General features: G+C 46.1%; 18 protein-coding genes and 1 riboswitch. Of the genes, 11 read left to right on the forward strand and 7 right to left on the reverse strand.

Translation table 11 applies throughout. From position 1 onward, the window contains the following. Positions 1-6 precede the first annotated feature (6 nt). The 6 genes from QGP82_RS28740 (at position 7) to QGP82_RS28765 (ending at position 10,266) form a co-directional block, all read left to right on the forward strand. A complete protein-coding gene (locus QGP82_RS28740) occupies positions 7-2,580 on the forward strand; it encodes a CHAT domain-containing protein (RefSeq protein ID WP_499061730.1) in 2,574 nt (857 codons plus the stop codon). Then, positions 2,555-2,740 carry a hypothetical protein gene (locus QGP82_RS28745; protein WP_163700962.1) on the forward strand — a complete coding sequence of 62 codons (186 nt, stop codon included), beginning with the start codon at positions 2,555-2,557 and terminating at the stop codon, positions 2,738-2,740. The genes QGP82_RS28740 and QGP82_RS28745 overlap by 26 nt, the downstream gene beginning before the upstream one ends. 305 nt (positions 2,741-3,045) lie before the next feature. After that, positions 3,046-3,942, forward strand: a complete 897-nt coding sequence (locus QGP82_RS28750) for a DUF928 domain-containing protein (protein ID WP_499061731.1) — start codon at positions 3,046-3,048, stop codon at positions 3,940-3,942. Between the two features lie 221 nt (positions 3,943-4,163). Then, a complete protein-coding gene (locus QGP82_RS28755; protein ID WP_348918717.1) occupies positions 4,164-6,899 on the forward strand; it encodes a CHASE2 domain-containing protein in 2,736 nt (911 codons plus the stop codon). After that, a complete protein-coding gene (locus QGP82_RS28760; RefSeq protein WP_499061732.1) occupies positions 6,896-8,293 on the forward strand; it encodes a sensor histidine kinase in 1,398 nt (465 codons plus the stop codon). Before QGP82_RS28755 ends, QGP82_RS28760 begins: the two co-directional genes overlap by 4 nt. Before the next feature lie 197 nt (positions 8,294-8,490). After that, complete coding sequence (locus QGP82_RS28765; RefSeq protein ID WP_499061733.1) at positions 8,491-10,266, forward strand: ShlB/FhaC/HecB family hemolysin secretion/activation protein; 1,776 nt, start codon at positions 8,491-8,493, stop codon at positions 10,264-10,266. 32 nt (positions 10,267-10,298) lie between these two features. Here QGP82_RS28765 and QGP82_RS28770 read toward each other — a convergent pair whose 3' ends face one another. After that, the gene (locus tag QGP82_RS28770; protein WP_163667326.1) at positions 10,299-11,966 is read right to left on the reverse strand and encodes a GH3 auxin-responsive promoter family protein; all 1,668 of its coding nucleotides are present in this window, start codon (positions 11,964-11,966) and stop codon (positions 10,299-10,301) included. A 122-nt stretch (positions 11,967-12,088) separates the two neighbouring features. Between QGP82_RS28770 and QGP82_RS28775 the strand changes: the two genes are divergently transcribed. Further along, positions 12,089-12,577, forward strand: coding sequence for a sterol desaturase family protein (locus tag QGP82_RS28775; protein ID WP_163667329.1), 489 nt, complete (start codon positions 12,089-12,091; stop codon positions 12,575-12,577). Positions 12,578-12,630: 53 nt separating this feature from the next. Here the strand turns inward: QGP82_RS28775 and QGP82_RS28780 are convergent, their stop codons facing one another. Beyond that, positions 12,631-13,362, reverse strand: coding sequence for an aspartyl/asparaginyl beta-hydroxylase domain-containing protein (locus QGP82_RS28780; protein WP_499061734.1), 732 nt, complete (start codon positions 13,360-13,362; stop codon positions 12,631-12,633). Between the two features lie 129 nt (positions 13,363-13,491). Here QGP82_RS28780 and QGP82_RS28785 point away from each other — a divergent pair, with 129 nt between their 5' ends. Beyond that, positions 13,492-13,926, forward strand: coding sequence for a hypothetical protein (locus QGP82_RS28785; protein ID WP_499061735.1), 435 nt, complete (start codon positions 13,492-13,494; stop codon positions 13,924-13,926). A gap of 35 nt (positions 13,927-13,961) precedes the next feature. Here QGP82_RS28785 and QGP82_RS28790 read toward each other — a convergent pair whose 3' ends face one another. Then, on the reverse strand, positions 13,962-14,861 hold the full coding sequence (locus tag QGP82_RS28790; protein ID WP_499061736.1) for a LysR family transcriptional regulator: 900 nt from the start codon (positions 14,859-14,861) through the stop codon (positions 13,962-13,964). A 171-nt stretch (positions 14,862-15,032) separates the two neighbouring features. Here QGP82_RS28790 and QGP82_RS28795 point away from each other — a divergent pair, with 171 nt between their 5' ends. Beyond that, positions 15,033-15,737 (forward strand): pirin family protein, encoded by a 705-nt coding sequence (locus QGP82_RS28795; RefSeq protein ID WP_499061737.1) that lies wholly within the window; start codon positions 15,033-15,035, stop codon positions 15,735-15,737. Between the two features lie 126 nt (positions 15,738-15,863). After that, the gene (locus QGP82_RS28800; RefSeq protein WP_163667345.1) at positions 15,864-16,289 is read left to right on the forward strand and encodes a hypothetical protein; all 426 of its coding nucleotides are present in this window, start codon (positions 15,864-15,866) and stop codon (positions 16,287-16,289) included. Positions 16,290-16,302: 13 nt separating this feature from the next. On the opposite strand, the gene QGP82_RS28805 is transcribed toward QGP82_RS28800, so the two are convergent. Next, a complete protein-coding gene (locus QGP82_RS28805) occupies positions 16,303-16,842 on the reverse strand; it encodes a GNAT family N-acetyltransferase (RefSeq protein ID WP_163667348.1) in 540 nt (179 codons plus the stop codon). Between the two features lie 164 nt (positions 16,843-17,006). Continuing rightward, positions 17,007-17,082: riboswitch (Glutamine riboswitch) on the forward strand. A 32-nt stretch (positions 17,083-17,114) separates the two neighbouring features. Here QGP82_RS28805 and QGP82_RS28810 point away from each other — a divergent pair. Further along, positions 17,115-17,264 carry a hypothetical protein gene (locus QGP82_RS28810; RefSeq protein WP_006515402.1) on the forward strand — a complete coding sequence of 50 codons (150 nt, stop codon included), beginning with the start codon at positions 17,115-17,117 and terminating at the stop codon, positions 17,262-17,264. A gap of 273 nt (positions 17,265-17,537) precedes the next feature. On the opposite strand, the gene QGP82_RS28815 is transcribed toward QGP82_RS28810, so the two are convergent. The 3 genes from QGP82_RS28815 to QGP82_RS28825 form a co-directional block, all read right to left on the reverse strand. Then, on the reverse strand, positions 17,538-18,071 hold the full coding sequence (locus QGP82_RS28815; protein WP_163667351.1) for a hypothetical protein: 534 nt from the start codon (positions 18,069-18,071) through the stop codon (positions 17,538-17,540). A 193-nt stretch (positions 18,072-18,264) separates the two neighbouring features. Further along, the gene (locus QGP82_RS28820; protein WP_490795534.1) at positions 18,265-18,714 is read right to left on the reverse strand and encodes a GNAT family N-acetyltransferase; all 450 of its coding nucleotides are present in this window, start codon (positions 18,712-18,714) and stop codon (positions 18,265-18,267) included. A gap of 154 nt (positions 18,715-18,868) precedes the next feature. Further along, positions 18,869-19,198: a hypothetical protein gene (locus tag QGP82_RS28825; protein WP_163667354.1), complete on the reverse strand. Its 330-nt coding sequence runs from the start codon at positions 19,196-19,198 to the stop codon at positions 18,869-18,871. Positions 19,199-19,212: the final 14 nt, after the last annotated feature.

The following is a 19,212-nucleotide window of genomic DNA, read 5'->3' on the forward strand; positions in this document are numbered from 1 at the left end:
CAGGCTATGGCGCGTTTGTCTTTCTACTTTAAAGGACTCCGTTGGTTTGGGATTGGGGTATTGGGATTTTTGGGGGCAGTTGCGATCGCCCTTGGCCCCCTTGTTTTACCTGTTCCAGCCGTTACCGAAGATGTACCCGCTGCGTTGCAGATTGCCCCTGAGACAGACCCCCTGGCTGCCGGACGCACTTACTACCGCTCAGGACAGTTCGCCACTGCTGTTACACAATGGCAAATGGCAGTCCAGCAGGCTGCTCAACAGGGAGATCTAGCCCGTCAAGTCATGGGCTGGAATGGGATTGCCTCTGCCCATCAAGCGCTCAATCACTGGGACCAGGCCCATCAAGCAATTGAAAATAGTCGCACGTTGCTAGAGAGCGCCTCCCTTGCAGAACCCATTCTTTGGGCTCAAACTCTGAATACGCAAGCCAGCCTTCTCCTTAACCATAGTGGGCAGGCTAAAGCGGCTCTAGATCTGTGGCAAAAGGCGGAGACGTACTATCTCCAAGTCGGTGACACAGCAGGTGTGTTGGGGGCTCGCATTAATCAGGCCCAGGCATTACAAACGTTAGGGTTTTACCGACGTGCCAAACAACAGTTGCAAACCATTACGCAACAGTTGGATACGATGCCTGATGGTGAGTTAAAAATTGCAGCACTGCGCAGTTTGGGGCAAGCGTTACAGCTAATTGGTTCTCCCCAGCAGAGTTATAACGCTCTGGCCCAAAGTCTTGAAATTGCCCGCGATTTAGAGGCATCTCAATCTGAACTCAGTTCTATTTTCTTAAGTATTGGTAAATTGGTCGCCAGGATAGAGTCACCCCATAAGGCACTAGAGTACTTCCAGGCTGCAGAGGACGCGGCGCTCACTCCCCTCGATCAGCTCCAGGCTCGTTTAGATAAACTCTCCACCTATATTGAACTTAACGACACCATCGCGATTCCAAAAATCACAGAGCAAATTCAAACACAGCTTGTTACCCTGCCCCTGAGCCGGACAACCATATACAGTACGGTGAACCTGGCTCACCACCTGGCCCGCCTCCCCCGCGATGCTCAGCCCCTATCTGCATCTCAAATACATCAGCTATTGAACAATGGTGCTCAGGCCGCAAACGCACTCAAAGATCAGCGTGCAGAAGCGTATTCTCTCTTTCAGTTGGGACAGCTTTATCGTCAGAACCAACAATCTACCGATGCCCTTAATCTGACCCAAAAATCCCTTGCTATAGCCGAATCAATTCAGTCAGTAGACATCATTGCTCAGTCAGCCTGGCAACTGGGAAAGCTATTTGAGCAGCAGGGAGAATTACAATCATCAATCGAAGCTTATACCAAGGCTGTGGAAGCCCTTCAGCTTTTAAGAGGAGATCTACTAGCGATCAATCAAGATATTCAATTTTCTTATCGAGAGCAGGTCGAGCCCGTTTATCGAGATCTTGTTTCCCAACTCCTAATAGAAGGTAGTCAGGACTCTTTAGAAAAAGCACGACTCGTTTTAGAAAACCTGCAGATAGCTGCATTAGATAATTTCTTCCGGGAAGCTTGTATCGACATCGAGAGTAGTAACGTGGAGCAAATTGATCCCAACGCTACAGTTGTTTATGCCATCATTCTGGATGATCGATTGGCGGTCATTTACTCTCAGTTCGAGCAGCCGCTGCAAGTTTACGAAACCAAGATTGAATACACGACTCTTGAGGTAACACTGCGTTCATTTTTGGCGAGCTTGCATCCATCTACCGATTTCCAGGAACAGTTAAGCTATGCTCAAACCCTGTATAGCTGGTTGATCCGTCCGGCAGAAGACGCTGGTATCCTCAAGTCGGATCAAACACTGGTATTTGTTTTAGACGGTCTGCTACGCAATTTGCCCATGGCCGCTCTCCACGATGGACAGCAGTACCTAATTGAAAAATATGCTGTTGCCCTATCCCCTGGTTTAAAGCTTCTACCTGCTAATGCATTAGATAGCCAAGATGCTAGGGGGATTGTTGCTGGTATTAGTCAAGCTCGTGGCCGTTTTGCTGCATTGCCTGCAGTTAAAGAAGAGGTGGCCAATATCAGTAAGCTATTTCCGTCATCTCAGCTATTAGATCAACAGTTTACGCGTCAAGCCTTACGCGAAAGCTTGGCCGCTCGCCAAGTCAATATTCTTCACTTGGCAAGTCATGGTCAGTTTAGCTCTGATTTTAGCCAAACTTTTTTCCTGACCTGGGATGGGGCGATCAATATCAATGAACTGTCAGAACTCCTGGAACGTAGAGAAGCAGATCGTAGTCAGGCGATTGAGCTATTAACCTTGAGTGCCTGTGAAACTGCTACAGGGGATGATCGGGCCTTGCTAGGTTTGGCTGGATTAGCGGTGCGCTCGGGGGCCCGTTCCACGTTGGCCACACTTTGGTCTGTTAAGGATGAAGTGGCTAAGCAGCTGATGATCGATGTGTATAAAAATTTAGGACAATCTGGACTAACTAAAGCAGAAGCCCTGCGCCAGGCACAATTAAACCTTTTAAACAAAAAAGACTTTGCTGATCCCTTTTTCTGGTCAGCCTATGTACTCATTGGTAATTGGCTCTGAGGTCAGTCTGTTAAAAGAAGACGAGAAACTTCCGTGGATTTACGGAAAAACTGCCCATGCTTTTTCACAACAGTCTTTCCGTGGATTTACGGGGAAAGCCCATGGCAAAGGTTTTTCTGATAATCTTTTTATTACTTTGCGCCGTAAGGTGCTGAAATAAATAAGGGTAAATGGTTTCTTTTTTATTAAAATTGACAAAGACCTGTCATGGATGACAGCGATATTGTTGCTAAATAGTTACAATTCCCATTAGAAATCTGTTTATTAAAGAATTACTCTATCTCTAGTTGACGTCTTGGTGCTTGCATATAATGCATATTTTTTGAAAGGAACCTTGAGCCTTCAATTTTGATGCGGTGTGCCGAAGGTCAGTCATGCTTTTGGTGCTTTCAGAAGGGGCATCTGCAAGATTGTGTTCCTATGGATCATTACTTCAGAAATCTTACTGGGGGTTGAGTGAGGCTGATGACTATGAAGTGTGGCGTTTCGATACGTTTGGTCAGATTTGCTGGGACGGTTCTAGGTGTCTGGCTAGTCACCCTAGCGCCTGGCTTAGCCGTGACCTTTATTCCTCCAAGTGATAACACCGCCCCCCCTCAAGCTGATGGGGGAGCTTCCCGCGGTAGTCGTATTCGGTTTATTCCGCCTCAAGATAATTCAGCGCCTGCAAGTGCAGATGGCGGTGCGACGCGCATTGGCTTTATTCCACCGCCAGAAAACTCTGCCCCTGACCAAGCTGCGAGTGGCGCGTCTAGAGTAGGGGATGCTGAAGATATTGCACTACTATTCTTGCCAAATGGTGGCACAGTAGATGAATTCGCCCATAACAACAATGGGACTGCTATGTTGGCGGTAACCCCATCAAGTCTTTATGGCCTCACTGTTTCAGCGCGACCTACAATCATGGCTTATTTGCCTGAAACTGAGGCTCATACTGCAATTTTTAGTCTTAAAGATGAGACGCAATCCGTCATTTATCGTCAGGTTGTTCCTCTGAATGAGGCTGATGGCATTTTAAGGATTACTCTGCCAGAGGGGGCTCCAGAATTATCCATTGGTGAATATTATCAATGGTATGTAACGTTGCAAACGGGCAACTATATTAATCCAGGTAGTCCCTACGTGACAGCTTGGATTAAGCGAGTTGATATGGCCTTGGTGCTGGCTCAGGCAGATTGTCCTACGCAAGATGGTTTAGCTAAAGCTAAGGCATTAGCCCAGGCTGGTATTTGGTACGATGCTGCTGAGCAACTGGCTGCACTACAAATCAACTCTCAAACCCAGGCTGATACGGCTACTAATTGGACTGAATTCCTTGGATCGGTTGGTTTAGATGTACTGTTAGAGCATTCTTTTCTTTAATTAACCCGCAGCGTATATTATCTGTTAAAAATGAAGTCTAAACTTTGCTGGTGAAGGGTGTGTGTCGATCATCATTGACTGATTTAGACAGCAAATCTTGAATACTTCATAACGTCTGCATGGAGTGTAATTTTGACAGATAGATTAATCAGTACGTGTTTTTAATTGCCCTGAGACAATTTATTCAACAAGCTAAGCCCATTTGGCTTGTGGCACCCAGCGTGGCAGCTATTGTGATGTTTGCTAATGGGTTTGGTCTATTAAATTTGCTGGAATGGACTATACGCGATGAGTTCTATCGTCGTCGTTGGTTAGGGCCTACTGACGAGCGGGTAGTGGTGGTCACAATAGATGAGCCAGATATCCAGGCGTTGGGGCACTGGCCGATTACTGATGAAGCCTTGGCCCAGGTGTTGAACAATATTCGAGCTCAACAGCCTCGAGTGATTGGGTTAGATCTTTATCGAGATTTACCAGAAGAACCAGGGCACCAACAATTATTGGATGTTTTTAAGACAACGCCTCAACTCATCGGTGTTGAAAAGGTGTTTGGTACGCAGGTAGCCCCTCCACCGATCTTGGCAGACTCTGGCCAGGTGGCTGTTGCCGATTTTGTGGTAGACAAGGATCAAACAATTCGACGTATTTTAATCGTTGCTGAAGATAAACGAACGTCTGTTATTAAAACTGGGTTGGGTACTCAAGTCGCCCTTAATTATTTAGAAAAGGATAATATTTTTCTTGAAGCTATAAATGCTGAGCGCCAGCACTTTCGGTTAGGGCAGGCTGATTTTTTGCCAATGGTGCGACGGACGGCAGGCTATACCCATAGTGAACTCGGGGGCTATCAAATTTTGATGGGTTGGCATGGTCCCAGTCAGCGATATCAGCAAATTTCAATTATGGATGTGCTGGCTGGTAAGATTCCTGAGAATTTGATGCGCGATCGCATTGTCTATATCGGTTCAGTGGCAGCCAGTACTAAGGACTTTTTTGGTACTCCCTACAGTAATAGCTTCATGCCTACGGATCAGCGTATGGCTGGTGTGCTTGTCCATGCCAACATTACCAGTTATCTATTAAACATTGCCCTGGGACAGCGACCTTTATTGAAGGGATGGACATGGGAGTATCAATGGGCCTGGATTATCCTATGGTCCTTATTTGGAACCGTGGGCAACTGGTTTTTGGAAACCTATAATCATCAAGAAAATCGTCAGCAGCGCTGGTTTTTAATGCCAAGCATTGTCACGGCAATGGGTACTATGTTGTTGCTGGGGGGAAGTTATGTCAGCTTTCTGCTGGGATGGGTAGCCCCTGTGGTATCACCGATGGCTGCTTTGGTGGGTAGCGCGATCGCAACGACTAGTCGCTTTAAAAAGCATCGGTTACAGCTCACAAATCAACAATTAGAATTTTCTAACCAACAGCTTTTGGATTATTCGCTCACCCTGGAAACAAGAGTAAAGGAGCGCACCCAAGAACTGGCTCAAGCTAAACAGGCTGCTGATAGTGCTAATCAAGCAAAAAGTGAGTTTCTAGCCAACATGAGCCATGAGTTGCGTACTCCCCTTAATGGCATTTTGGGATATGCCCAAATTTTGCAAAACTCACGGACGTTAACGAACGAAGAACACAATAAAATTTCAGTTATTCATCAATGTGGCAATCATTTGCTTACTTTGATTAACGATATTTTGGACCTTGCAAAAATTGAGGCACGTAAGCTTGAACTGTTTCCCAAAGATGTGTATCTAGAACCACTTTTATCTGGTGTGGCTGAGATGTGTCAAATTCGGGCCAGTGCCAAGCAGCTGGCTTTTAACGTTGACTTTGATTACCCCCTGCCTCAGATCGTGCGGATTGATGAAAAACGATTTCGCCAAGTCTTAATCAATTTGATGGGCAATGCGATCAAATTCACCGATCAAGGCAGCGTTACTTTCAGAGTAGAACAATTGGATAATCTCCATTCTGGTCATTCACCAGAGCTACCTCACAGTTGTCGGTTACGCATATCGGTTGAAGATACGGGAATTGGCATCATTGCGGATCAATTGGAACAGATTTTTAGACCCTTTGAACAGGTTGATAATAGCCAGCGTAAGTCAGAAGGCACAGGTTTAGGGTTGGCGATTAGTCAACAAATTGTCAATTTAATGGGTAGCCAACTTCAGGTGCGTAGTACTCCAGGAGAAGGCAGTCTATTTTGGATGGACTTGGAAATTCCTGTATTGGACTATGGCGATGGTAATAACCCTATAGCTTTAAATCACACCATTGTTGGTGTTAAAGGGAAAGTCCCCAGTATTTTAGTGGTTGATGACAGTGCAGAAGACTCTAACCTGTTGTTAGATTTTCTTGATTACATGGGATTCCAAGCCCATAGTGTTGATAATGGTCTCTCAGGCTTAGAGTTTGTCAAACAGCAACCCCCTGATCTGATTATCACTGACTTGATCATGCCAAATTTAGATGGCATTGAATTTCTTCAGCAGTTACGCCAGACACAAGAGCTCAATACCATACCTACTATTGTCATCAGCGCTAGTGTTTTTGAAGCTGACCGCCAACGAAGTTTAGCTGCTGGAGCTAATGTTTTCTTACCCAAACCCATTGATTTAGATGCTTTAACAGAAACACTAAAAACACTACTCAACCTACAGTGGATATATGATGAGAGTGATTGTAATAATCTTACCCTTGACACACGTCAGCCTGCTGACATAGGTGTCCATATACCTGTTTTAATTCCCGATGCTGTTTTAGATGAGCTCTATGACTGGGCGATGATGGGGAATGTTCAAGATATTGAACAAAAGCTAAAGACCCTAGTGGTGACAGACGCTCAATCACAACAGTTAATTAACACCCTACAAAAGTTGGCTGAAAATTTTCAAATTTCAGAAATCAAACAACTATTGCAAGTTCACGTGTCATCGAGAAGATTTTTATGAGTGTCTCCTGTGATAAACCAGTGCGGATCTTGCTTGTGGACGATAAACCCACAAACTTAAAAATGCTGTCCGATGCGCTAAAAGGTAATGATTGGACGATGCTGGTTGCTACTGATGGAGTATCTGCCATTGAACAGGCTCAATATGCTCAGCCTAGTCTCATTTTACTGGATGTGATGATGCCAGGTATTGATGGTTTTGAGACCTGTCAGCGGCTAAAGACTAACGCTAAAACGAAAGCAATACCCATTATTTTTATGACCGCCCTCTCGAATTCTGACTATAAAGTGCGCGGGTTAGAGATGGGGGCTGTAGATTATATCACTAAACCTTTTCAGCAAAAAGAAGTCATCGCTCGCGTCAAACTTCATTTGCATTTGAAATTTCTGGCTCAAGAGTTAGAAGAAAAAAATAAATTGTTAACCCAGGAGATTACTGAAAAAACTGTGGCAGAATCTCGGCTGCAACAATTAGCTCAAGAACTTGAACATAGGGTTGAGCAACGTACGGCTGAATTGTCAGATTCCCTAAACAAATTGCAGCAGGCTCAGTTACAGCTAGTCCAAAGCGAAAAAATGTCGGCATTGGGGAATTTGGTGGCAGGTATAGCCCATGAGCTCAATAACCCCATTAGTTTTTTGCAAGGTAATTTAGGGCCTCTCCAAGAGTATATTCAAGATCTGTTAGCTTTAGTTGAAGCGTACCAAAAGACATTCCCAGAGCCAGGGCAGGCCATTCAAGAGCAGATTGAAACAATTGAATGGGACTTTTTACGCCAGGACTTAGAAAAGATTTTGTCTTCATGGTTCACTGGCATGGAGCGTATTCATAATATTAGCGATAGTCTTCGAACTTTTTCACGGGCAGACAAAGAACATAAGGTATTGTTTAATGTCCATGAAGGTCTTGATAGCACATTGCTAATTCTGAGGCATCGCCTCAAGGCCAATGAAACTAGGCCAGAAATCGAAGTTAAGAGACATTACCAGAATATTCCGGAAATTGAGTGTTTTGCGGGGCAACTCAATCAGGTGTTTATGAATCTGTTAGCCAATGCCATTGATACGTTGGATGATGTTAATCAATCATCCAGTTGTGACATGGGTCAATCCCGAGTAAATCTGATAACTGTCAGCACTGGCTTGGCAGTAAATAGTAATAATATTGTGATAAAAATTGAAGATAATGGCGCAGGTATGGATGAAGCGATCAAACCACGCATTTTTGATCATTTATTTACAACCAAAGAGGTTGGTCGGGGGACAGGTTTGGGCTTAGCTATCGTGTGGCAGATTGTAGTTGATAAGCACGGTGGCTCTATTGATGTGACATCTACTTTAGGACAGGGAACGTGTTTTACCCTGATGTTGCCGCTCCAATCTGGAATAATTTAGCTAATGAAAGCAGATTAACGTTGTTGGTAGGCGATATTGATGCCATTGGAATAGGTTCGTTGACATCGCTTCTCTGTTATTCTAGACCCCGTTATCAAACGCTCATACTGCTGAAACGTTGAAAATTATGCCACCAACGGGACACCCGGAGGCAGCTTATAGTTTCTAACTTTGCCGGATGGCATATCAATCGGATTATGGCATTGAGAGACAAATTCTTAGCTAAAGTATTGTTGGGGTTAGGGCAATGTGGCTGTTTACTCTTGTATTCGGCTATTGGCCAAAGGCCTGAAGGCGCTCTCATAGCCCAGGTATCGCCGCTCCCTCCTGATACCCCCCCCGACATACCGCTCCCTCCTGATATCCCCCCCGACATACCGTTGCCAGATGAACCCTTGCCACCTTCGTTACCTTCGCCCGATGAGTTGCTATCGCCTGGTGGAGATACATTATCGCCGCAGGATGATTTAGGTGAGGGTGATGCTGCTTTCTATGTGGCAGATATTGAAGTTGTTGGCAGTACGATTTTTGATGCAGACGATTTTGCGGATCTGCTGGACCAGTACCGTGGTCGCCAGGTTAGTTTTAATGAACTGTTACAACTGCGTTCGGCCATTACTGATCGATATTTAGAGGCAGGATATTTAACGTCAGGGGCGTTTATTCCACCCCAAACCCTGGTCGATGATACGGTCATTGTTCAAGTGATTGAGGGTGAGTTAGAAGAAATTATTGTTCGGGGCACCCAGCGGTTACAGCCCGACTATGTGAGGAGCCGTGTGGGTTTGGTGGCCCAGCCACCGCTTAACGTTGATAACCTTTTAGCGGGTTTGCAGCGGTTACAGCTAGATCCATTAATTGAGACAGTTTCTGCTGATTTGCAGGCAGGTGTGAGCCAGGGCACTAGTTTGCTGGTTATCGATATTGTTGAGGCTGATTCATTTGCGGTGAATACGGGCTTGGCCAACAGCCGGTCGCCCAATATTGGGGGGACTCAGGTAAGTGTCGGTGTAGACGAAGGCAACTTATTGGGTATTGGCGATCGCATTACTCTGGGCTATAAGCACACTGATGGCAGTGATGGTGTGGACTTTAGCTATACTCTGCCAGTTAGCCCCAATGATGATACGGTGCGACTGGCCGCTGGGTATGCCGATAGCCAGGTGATCAATTCTGCCTTCTCAGTGCTCGATATTTCCTCTGACAGTGCCTATTATGAGTTGGGCTATCGTCGCCCTTTGATTGAAACCCCCACCCAGTCGGCGGCTTTGGGCCTCACACTCTCCCACCAAACCAGCCAGACCCGTTTAGGCCTTGATGATATTGGGCCATTTCCCCTGTCTCCGGGGGCCGATGAGAATGGCCGCACTCGCATTAGCACTGTGCGGTTTTTTCAAGAATGGACCCAGCGGAGTCAGCGTCATGTACTGGCATTGCGATCGCAGTTCAATGTCGGTGTTGATTTACTCGGTGCCAACATCAATACTGATGCACCTGACAGCCGTTTCTTTTCCTGGCGAGGCCAGGGACAATGGGTGAAACTGTTGGGCAAACCAGATCAGCTCTTTTTTCTACGGGGTGACATTCAGGTTACCACTGACGATTTGCTCTCCCAGGAAGAGTTCAGTTTAGGCGGTGCTCAAAGCGTACGGGGCTATCGGCAAGATGCTTTGCGACGGGATAACGGGGCGCTGTTATCGGCAGAGCTGCGCTGGCCCATCGCCAGGGTGCCAGAGCTGGATGGCCTGTTGCAAGTGACACCCTTTGTCGATGTGGGCACCGTTTGGAATGATGACGGGAGTTCACCGGGACCCGATACGCTAGCAGGTATTGGTTTTGGCCTACTCTGGCAACAGAGCAACAACGTGTCAGCCCGCATAGACTGGGGCATTCCCTTAGTTGATTTGGATACGGACGATGAAGGCCTGCAGGACAGTGGGATTTATTTCTCAGTGCAATATACGCCGTTTTGAGGTTGCTCCCAATCTAAGGTAGGGCCTCTGGGTTAACGAATCTGCTGAATGATTGTTATGCCATCCAGCAATGTGCGATCGCTACTAATGTGCGATAGTTTTACCTGGGCATCATCAGAAACCCCTGACTTTAAACGCTGCTGTCGTAGTTGTTTAAAGCTACCGGCGGCTAAAAGATTGAGCTGAGGGGAGGTAATATCATTCTTCTTACGCTTCAATGCATAAGACTCATTGGCCCGTTGCATATGGCGGTCAAATGTCCGCAAAAACTGTTGTGGCTCAGCGAGTTTTGTCGCTTCTGCCAATTCCATATTGAGAACGTAATAGGGATCAATGAGAGATTTTGAGAGAGTGACGCAAAAATCTTCGATGGGGAGATTGCCCTGCAAAGCTGCCATTGCCTGGGTAACATGATATTCAGTGGTTTTTTCTGAAATCGCTGAGAGGACTCCCCCCTGGCGATAACGAAAGACGATTACTGGCACACCTTGGTACATATCCACCACCTGTAGGACATCGCCAATGTCATAACGACAAAAACCTGAGTAGTTGGTGACGAGCACGCGATAATATTCACCCACTTCTAGCTGGTGAGGCAGTAACGTTTGGGGATTGCTCTTTTCCCATTGATCGGGAGGAACAAATTCAAAGAAGTTTGTTTTGATAGCTAAAATAGCCCCATCTGCATCAAGTCGACAATAGCTACCAAATGTGGCTTCTGAGGCGGCATAGGTGCCCCCAAAAATCGGTGTTTTGCCAAAATATTTGTCAAAACGCTCGAAGTAAAAATCTGAGGGGCCGCCACGGGCGGTGACCAAAAAAGATAAATTTGGCCAGACATAGCGGGGTAATAAACACCCATGTTGCTTGAGTAAGGTTTGTAGCTGTTTGGCCCGTTGCGGCTGAGGCGATAGGTGTTTTTGTAGAGTCTGACGCAGTTCAGGCTCTAGAAGAATGTCTTGGGAAATATCACCGCGGCCAATATCATCGATCAAGGCTGGCCCAAAACGTTCTAAGTAGCTGCAAAACTGCAGCATAATGAGCGGAAAGTTGGCAGCTATGGACGTGAGGTTTTCCTGACGGAGTCCAAATAGCAGACAGACATAGTTACGGGCAGCTGTGTCGCTCACCCGCATGGCGTCGTAGGGCTGGGGAAATAGCTGTTTGAAGACCCAAGGATGGGTGCTTCTTATCTGATTGCCGCTGACGTGGCCATAGGTAATGCCACCCTCAGTTTGCCCTAAGGGCGTAATCAATGTGGTTAGCAATAGCTGCCCCAAGCCTCTACCCTGGGCTTGAGCTTGCTCAAAGGCATAACCCATGGCAACCTGATTGGCATAGGAGCGAGTTTGCTGGACTCGTTTAGTGATGGGGATGAGCTTGCGGCTGCCGGTGGAGCCGCTGCTCATGTTAAAATCCTGCACCGGAAACGGCGACACCACGTTAGTTTCGCCGGCTGCCGCCCGTTCAAAATAAGGGGAATATCCGTCATAGCGCCAACAGGGCACCCGCTGGCGAAATTCCTCAAGGTTACTGATGCGGTCTAGTTTTAATGCTTTTCCCAGGACCGTGTCTTGCTGTTCTTTCAGTAATTTTTGTAGAAAGCGAGCTTGGATGGCTTGGGCCTGGGGCAGCTGACGGGTAAAGGCTCGTTGCTGCCACTGGGCGGCCATCGCAAACACAGTTAAGGATAAATGCATGGGGGCATGGGGCATGGGCAACTTCACAATCCGTCTTGTCTGCGTAAAAATCCTTCACAATAATAAGATGAAGCAGTAGATTTATTGGCGTGCCTCTGTGTTTGTCCTTAATGGAGTTATCAATGCCTCAGCCTCTAGTTTTTGTCATTAGCTTTGTAGCGGCCTTTGTGTTTGCCAGTTTTGTTGAGTATTGGCTGCATCGGCTAATGCATTCCTCCCCTCAAATTGGCCAGCGCCATCGCGATCACCATCGCCGCAATGAAGGCCAGGGTGTGGTGTGGGAGTTTCGAGATTATGTCGTGGGAAGTGCGATCGCAATGGCCATTCCCTTTATCTTTTCCCTGCTGGTGGGTTTAGGCTGGGCCAGCGGCGCGCTAGTGTATGCCGCCTTTTCTGCCTATGCCCACCAGCTACAGCATGAAAACCCTCGCAAGTGCTTCTGGATGAAGATGCCCGTCCACTACATACACCACAAGTACGGCATGTGGAACCACAACTTTGGCCTGGGCGTTGACTGGTGGGACCATATTTTTGGAACTTACAAGCCAGTCGAGTGGCCAACGGAAGACGATTTGCCAGAGCTACCCATGCTGGCAGTCAGATGGTGGTAGGTCTGTAGAGGCGTTCCAGGGAACGCCTCTACAGACGCCTCTATACACCGTTTCTACCGGCTAAAGCTTTCGTAATTTTCCTTAGCCTGTTTCACCTGAGGTGATAGCGCTAAAAGTTTGGATATAGCCGCATTTACCCAAGACAGAGGAAAATTAAAGGGGCGCTCAATATCTAAAAACAACACCACACGATAGCCATTGGTGTCGTTCCAAACCTGGTGGTAGTAGGTGTCATCAAAGATCAAGCTTTTGCCCTCTTCCCAATGGGTAATGGTGGTGTCCACCCGAATGCGACAGGCTTCCTTCGGTTCTGGCACCCGGAGACCCAGGTGATAGCGAATTAGGCCTTTGTGTTTGCCGCGATGTTCAGGGATGTGTTTCCCAGGGGCCAAAATAGAAAAGAAAGCCACCTTTAAGCCAGGAATATCCTGGAGCAGCTCCCAGGTTTGAGGGCATTTTTCACAGTTTTTAGTAGCAACAAAGCCAAACGCACAAAAATAATAGGTTTTCCATTTATTATCTGGGCTAATCCGATTCTGGCGCGGCATAATATCCTGAAAACTGGGCAGAGCATCCACATCAGCTAACACCTGATCCAGCTCTTGGCGAATGACAGTCCAGTTGTTCTCAAGTGTTGTTGCCCAAGGGAACGTTTCCGGTGGAAAAATAGACGCATTGCCGAGGGGAGATGAGTTGCCAAGCCACGCTTCAAATCGGCGATACCAGGGGCGGTCAAAAATTGGGTGAATAGGGGTGTCTGGACTTTGGGGCTGAGTGATTTGCATAAACAGCGTAATACGTTAAGACAAGCTAAAAAACACTCTAAAAACTGGGCAAAACCCGTGGTTACATCAGTGTAAAGATATAGTATCTGGTTAGGCCCACATGTCAGCATGCTCTACCCCTGCTTCCCTATGAAATCGTTTCTGCTTTTTGTCCTTGGCTCCGTAGCGTTCTATGGAACGCCGGCGATAGCCCAGGTAATTCCTGCTGAAAATACCCCTGAAGTAGCAGGTACTGTGGATCAGGATGGCTACTCCGTGATGTTGAATAACAGCGTTGATCGCATGGAGCTAGAGTGCCGCGCTTATCTGGCGGTGAGCTTTCCTAACGGGATTATCGACCCGGCTTACTTGCGAGAAGACCTGGAAGCCACTTTTTTAGAAGCCGGACGTCGAGGTGGCATAACCCCTGACACTCTCTACAATTCCAGCGAAATCATTGCCAATCGGGTGGGTGAGCTTATGGAACTCAGTGATCAAGCTGCTGATATCGAGTCAGGTCTCAAGCTACAGTTTCTCTATGAAGAGATGGAATCGTTTGTTTGTGAACGATTAGCGAAGGGCTAGTTGATAGGTAACACGACCCATACAAGCTAGCTCAGCTATGGCGTAAACAATCGTTCAAATCGTTTCTGCAAAAATGCTGTTAGCAGCTGTACTTTAGGGGATAAGTGTCGATTGATCGGGTAAATCACACATAGCGATAATGCCTGAGGTTGATAATCCAACACCACTTCTTGCAGGTCCCAGCAAGCTAAACTTTGCTTAACAATGAACTGAGGCAATAAAACAATCCCCAATCCGCGAATGGATGCGTCCCTGAGCACTTCACCATTATTTGAGCACATTGACCCAGTGACAGTGACTCTATTTTCTTTATTACCATTTGATAATACCCACTCATGGCGACCTGACAATTCACCATAGGCCAAACAATTATGGTTACCCAAATCCTGTGCTGATCGAGGAATTCCTTGATGCCATAAATATTCAGGGGCAGCGCAGAGTAAACAATTGAGTTGAGCCAATTCATGCACCACCAACTGCAGGGATGTTTGGGGTTGGGCAATGCGTACCGTGAGGTCGAATCCCTCTGCTAATGGATCTATAAACCGATCTTCCAACGTTAGCTGTACTTGGACTCCAGGATATTGCGCCATAAAATCTGCCAGAATGGGGCCTAAATGCATGGTGCCAAAGGTCATTGGAGCATTGATTCGCAGCGGTCCGACCGGTTCAACTTGGGTTTGGGAAACTGCCAGTTCAGCTTCCTCTAGGTTTGCCAGAATACCCAAACAGCGTTCGTAAAAGGCGGTACCCGTCGCCGTTGGCGTGACCTTGCGGGTACTGCGTTGCAAAAGTTGTGCCCCTAATTCTGTTTCTAGGCTAATCACTAATTTATTGACTGCTGATCGCGACATCCCCATGTCCCGCGCCGCGGCGGCAAAGCCCTTAGCTTCCACGACCTGTACAAAGGCATGAATGGCCGCAAACTTATCCATGCTGACCTATCCTTTCAATCAATCTTGAATAGCTTTTTTCGTGAATCTCAAGTAGGTTCATTGTTGCCTAAAAAAGGACAATGCGTCAATTGAATTGATTATTGTCTTTTTTAAAGACGCAATTCATAATTGGATTAGTTCCACCCAATACACCACACGGGAGGTAGACCTATGATGACTGTTCGCCCTGCATCAGAACGAGGTAGCGCTAATTTTGGTTGGCTCGATAGCCGTCATACCTTCTCTTTTGGCAGCTATTATGACCCAGCCCATATGGGGTTTGGTACTCTGCGGGTTATCAATGAAGACAAAGTGGCTCCAGGGCGCGGGTTTCCTACCCATAGCCATCGCGATATGGAGATTATTTCCTATGTTGTGGACGGTGCTTTAGAGCATAAAGATAGTATCGGCAATGGCTCCATCATCCGCCCTGGTGATGTGCAGCGCATGTCTGCAGGTAGTGGCATTAGCCACAGTGAGTACAATGCTTCTAAAGAGAGTCCTGTACACTTTCTCCAAATTTGGGTGTTGCCTGACAAGCAAGGCATTGAGCCTGGCTATGAACAAACGTACTTTAGCCCTGAAGAAAAACAGGGCAGATTACGCTTGGTTGGTTCCCAAGACGGTCGCGATGGATCCATCACCATCCATCAGGATATGAATCTTTATGCAGCTCAACTAGGGCTCAACGAGCAAGTTGACTATACGCTGCAAGACAATCGTCTTGCCTGGGTTCAGGTGGTGCGCGGGCAGATTAACTTGAATAAGAATCTCCTTAGTGCCGGTGATGGAGCCGCAATTTCGGCCTCTGAAGCAGTCTCCATAGCAGGTCAAACAGATGATACTGAGATTCTGTTATTTGATATGGCTGCATAACCAGGCAAGTCATGCTCAATAGGAGATAGCCTGCAACCATGGGCCTACTTATGTAGGCCCATGGTTTGTCATTGGGATGTTTTTTGCAAGTGCTATTCTGACCTAGCTAACATTAGGGATAGTTTGATGATTACTCGTGGATTCCTAGCATCATTTCTCGGAATAGTTTCCATAGCTACTGCGGCACAGGCTCAGATGAGTGATGTACCCCGGTTTGATACTAACGGAGATTTTTTCTCAGCGCGTGTGCAGGGCAACCGAGGCATGTATCCCCACTGGCAATGGGTTGTTGTAGAGACGGATAACCTGGGCCTTAACTGTCGCAGCGACAACGGAGATGTCATCGTTGTACTGGCCTATGGTGCGGTTGTTGACTCTGTCTTTGAGGGCGATGATGCCATTAGCCTGGTCAACGGTCAACCTTGGCTCAAAGTGAACGCAGACTTAAGGGATGTGCAGCGTAGGGTGGTGGATGACTTTGCTGTTGCTTATACCTGTTATGTTCGAGCCAATAATCAATATATTGTGCCCTTAAATCCAGATACTCAGTGAGATGTGTGAGGTCTCACATGGCCGCAGACTGTGACCATTTTTCTTCACTTAATATCCATCGGTTAACAGTTTGCTGAAAGTTAATCCAGCCTGGAGTTGTTTCATAGGTTTTAACGAGCTCAAACCCCACTTTAGCCAAGGTTCTATTAGGGGCTGGATTCATAGCATAAGGCTCACAAACTAATCGTTTAAGTTCAAATGTCTGAAAGTATTTGCTAATGCTTTGCCCAATAAAATAAGTTCCATGATTTCTCTGGCGCGTTTGAGGTTCCCAGAGATGTAAATGCATGTAGGCTTCTTGACCAAATGTAATCTTATTAATGTTGGAATGACCGATGGCATGGTTATCCAATTCCCAGAGAATATAGTAAAAGTGTCTTTCAGATATTGGGCGGTTAAGGTCTTTGTTCAGAAGGGCTTTCCATTCATCAGCACTGGGTAACTTGGTAGGTTCAACTCCCATGCCTTTAAGGAACTTAGACTCTGCTTTCAGAAAGTATTGGATAATTTGGTCAATGTCATTAGCTTCCAATTCCCTAATAGCTCTATTCAAGAATCTTTACCTCAATCGTTTTGATTTGTAACCTGATTTTCATACTAAAAAAAATGATTCTAGTGGCTAGATAAATTCAGGTTGATTCTGTTATGAATTGTAGACATTTTGGCTGTACTCCTTGACCATTTAGGGTATGTGTAACATAGAATATAGATGTAAAGACCGTTCATCCTTTGATTCAAAAAGCTTTGAATATTGAAGGACGGAAGTAGGGATATTTTCCTGAAGGAACGCGCCTCTGCAATGTGTATTTTTAGGAGGCGATTCTCATGACATCTAACGCTTTAACCGCTACCGAGCTAATTACCGTACTGACAGTCTATTGCATCGTATTTTGTCCGGTTTTGTGCTGGACGATTAGTGGTTCATTACCTTTCAAGCAGCCTTCTGACTCATTTGACGAGCACTCTCACGCTTAGGTTTGTTTGCATTTGACCAATATGCAATCGGTACGGCCTTGCTGATCTTTATGATGCTGTCGTTAGGCATCATAACTGTAGCTTGGCGCACATCGTTCACAACAACAGTTATAGCTGAGAGCTCTGAATATCAGCGACTATGTGTGCAGTAAACTGCTGAATACATTCAGCAGTTTACTATGGGAGATAAAACACAAGCGTCAACGGTAACCCGTTGATGCCTATTTTGTGCACTGCTTAAATCTATAGCTTCCAAATGGGCCGCCGATAACTCTAGTAATACAAGATTGAGTTATTGAAATAGCCACAATTTAACACGCTTACATTTTGAGGCGTTATGTATAGGTTCTGACTCAGGGGATGATTCTTACGCACTTGAGCACTGAGAGTTTCTGAATTGCTTGTGAAGCAAACATTACCTGAGACAACAAAAAATGTGCCGCCAGTCATTTGTCCAATATCGGCTTGGGAAATTAAAACTGGTCCACTACATGTGGTGAGGGGCATGACCAGATAAGCTTCAATGTAATCTTCACCACTGATTTCCATTGTGTTAAATCCGACACTGGCAATGTCTTCGCCTTCATACACTAAAGCTTCACATAGTTCGCTGGCGAGGGCTTTGTTGCCCCACCATGGTTGGTTTCTAAGTACCTGGTCTGTAGCCTCATGATCTAACTCAACACTGTAGGATGAGCCGTAGACATCGACAGTCACTGGCTCGCTAGGAGATGCATAGGTTGATTTGACCAGTGCTAACAGTGCAATAAATCCTACAGCGGTCCCAGTGAAGAGTTTTTCTAACATTCTGGTGGTAGAGAACCTATCTAGAATAATGATTCTGATGCTTTAAGTATTGCCCAACACTTTTTTGAGCTAAACAGAAAAAGTCGATTTGAAATAATGCTTAATACCTCTTTGTACTTAAAATAGTCGTTGCATTAGTGCATGCTTATAAATTTGAAACAACAGTATCATTCGGTATACGTAACCCTTACTCTTAACGACGTTTGATAAATTTCATCTCGCCTGCAAAGTCTCCATCTTGTTCGACTGCGATGGGTGTCCAACCCAGGTGAAGATAAAAGCCATAAGCCCTCAAGTTGGGATTATTTCCAGTGACTAGCGAAATCTCATTAATGTTGCTGGACCATAACCAATCTTCAGCAGCTTGCATCAGCTGACGACCGGCACCCCGACCTTCAAAGCTGGGGCGTACAAACATGCCAAAAATATTTTTTTCTGTTTGATTGGCAATGGAGAAACCAATATCCTCACCATCTAGTTCAGCAATCCAGGCGCAGCAGTCGGTTTCAAGCATTTCTGCGATCGATGCTGGAGTAATACCTAGTTCAGCGATGTCTTCACGGGATTGATGATTTTCAATAACGCTGGTTCTGATTTCAAACAGCGTTTCAATATCTTGCCGCTGGGCAATTCGAATATTCATGGTGGATCTAAGCATAGTCTTATGGGTCAAAAAATATAGTGTTGCTGATCCTCGGGTAGCGTTAATCTGATCAATGCCAATGTAGGAAGATTCTGTCAGGTCAAGTTATTTCCTGGATCAGCAACGGTCAAGATACGAGGTCTTGTTAAGCAGGTTAACGATGTATTTGTCTTTGTCTTAGCTCTGTTGTTCTGGGATGAGGTCGACGAAATGGAGCCAGGGCTAAATGGATAAGCCACATAAGCGGAGTGCTGCCAGTCCAGCAGGCTAATAGGCCGATAATGCCTAACCACCATGGCCAGCTGATGTGCAGGGCAATCCCTATACCGATAAATAAGCCCACCATAAAATTTCCGGCATGGAAATTAATTGATGCACCCATATAGTCAGACGTGTGATATCTGGAGTTGAGCCAATATGCCCACACGTTAGAACATAGGGTGATGCCTGCGATCGCAAACAACACAATTGTGACTGTGTTCATGATGATTTGACTAT

The organism is Leptothoe sp. LEGE 181152 (assembly GCF_032906605.1).
In the GTDB taxonomy this organism is placed as follows: Bacteria; Cyanobacteriota; Cyanobacteriia; order Phormidesmidales; family Phormidesmidaceae; genus Leptothoe; species Leptothoe turfae.

Excerpts from the sequence above, each read along its gene's own strand:
- QGP82_RS28795 (WP_499061737.1), top strand. The coding sequence starts at position 15,033 with ATGATGACTGTTCGCCCTGCATCAGAACGAGGTAGCGCTAATTTTGGT.
- QGP82_RS28800 (WP_163667345.1), top strand. The coding sequence starts at position 15,864 with ATGATTACTCGTGGATTCCTAGCATCATTTCTCGGAATAGTTTCCATA.
- QGP82_RS28825 (WP_163667354.1), bottom strand. The coding sequence starts at position 19,198 with ATGAACACAGTCACAATTGTGTTGTTTGCGATCGCAGGCATCACCCTA.
- QGP82_RS28780 (WP_499061734.1), bottom strand. The coding sequence starts at position 13,362 with ATGCAAATCACTCAGCCCCAAAGTCCAGACACCCCTATTCACCCAATT.
- QGP82_RS28820 (WP_490795534.1), bottom strand. The coding sequence starts at position 18,714 with ATGAATATTCGAATTGCCCAGCGGCAAGATATTGAAACGCTGTTTGAA.
- QGP82_RS28810 (WP_006515402.1), top strand. The coding sequence starts at position 17,115 with ATGACATCTAACGCTTTAACCGCTACCGAGCTAATTACCGTACTGACA.
- QGP82_RS28745 (WP_163700962.1), top strand. The coding sequence starts at position 2,555 with ATGTACTCATTGGTAATTGGCTCTGAGGTCAGTCTGTTAAAAGAAGAC.
- QGP82_RS28775 (WP_163667329.1), top strand. The coding sequence starts at position 12,089 with ATGCCTCAGCCTCTAGTTTTTGTCATTAGCTTTGTAGCGGCCTTTGTG.
- QGP82_RS28790 (WP_499061736.1), bottom strand. The coding sequence starts at position 14,861 with ATGGATAAGTTTGCGGCCATTCATGCCTTTGTACAGGTCGTGGAAGCT.
- QGP82_RS28750 (WP_499061731.1), top strand. The coding sequence starts at position 3,046 with ATGACTATGAAGTGTGGCGTTTCGATACGTTTGGTCAGATTTGCTGGG.
- QGP82_RS28760 (WP_499061732.1), top strand. The coding sequence starts at position 6,896 with ATGAGTGTCTCCTGTGATAAACCAGTGCGGATCTTGCTTGTGGACGAT.
- QGP82_RS28740 (WP_499061730.1), top strand. The coding sequence starts at position 7 with ATGGCGCGTTTGTCTTTCTACTTTAAAGGACTCCGTTGGTTTGGGATT.
- QGP82_RS28785 (WP_499061735.1), top strand. The coding sequence starts at position 13,492 with ATGAAATCGTTTCTGCTTTTTGTCCTTGGCTCCGTAGCGTTCTATGGA.
- QGP82_RS28770 (WP_163667326.1), bottom strand. The coding sequence starts at position 11,966 with ATGCATTTATCCTTAACTGTGTTTGCGATGGCCGCCCAGTGGCAGCAA.
- QGP82_RS28765 (WP_499061733.1), top strand. The coding sequence starts at position 8,491 with ATGGCATTGAGAGACAAATTCTTAGCTAAAGTATTGTTGGGGTTAGGG.
- QGP82_RS28815 (WP_163667351.1), bottom strand. The coding sequence starts at position 18,071 with ATGTTAGAAAAACTCTTCACTGGGACCGCTGTAGGATTTATTGCACTG.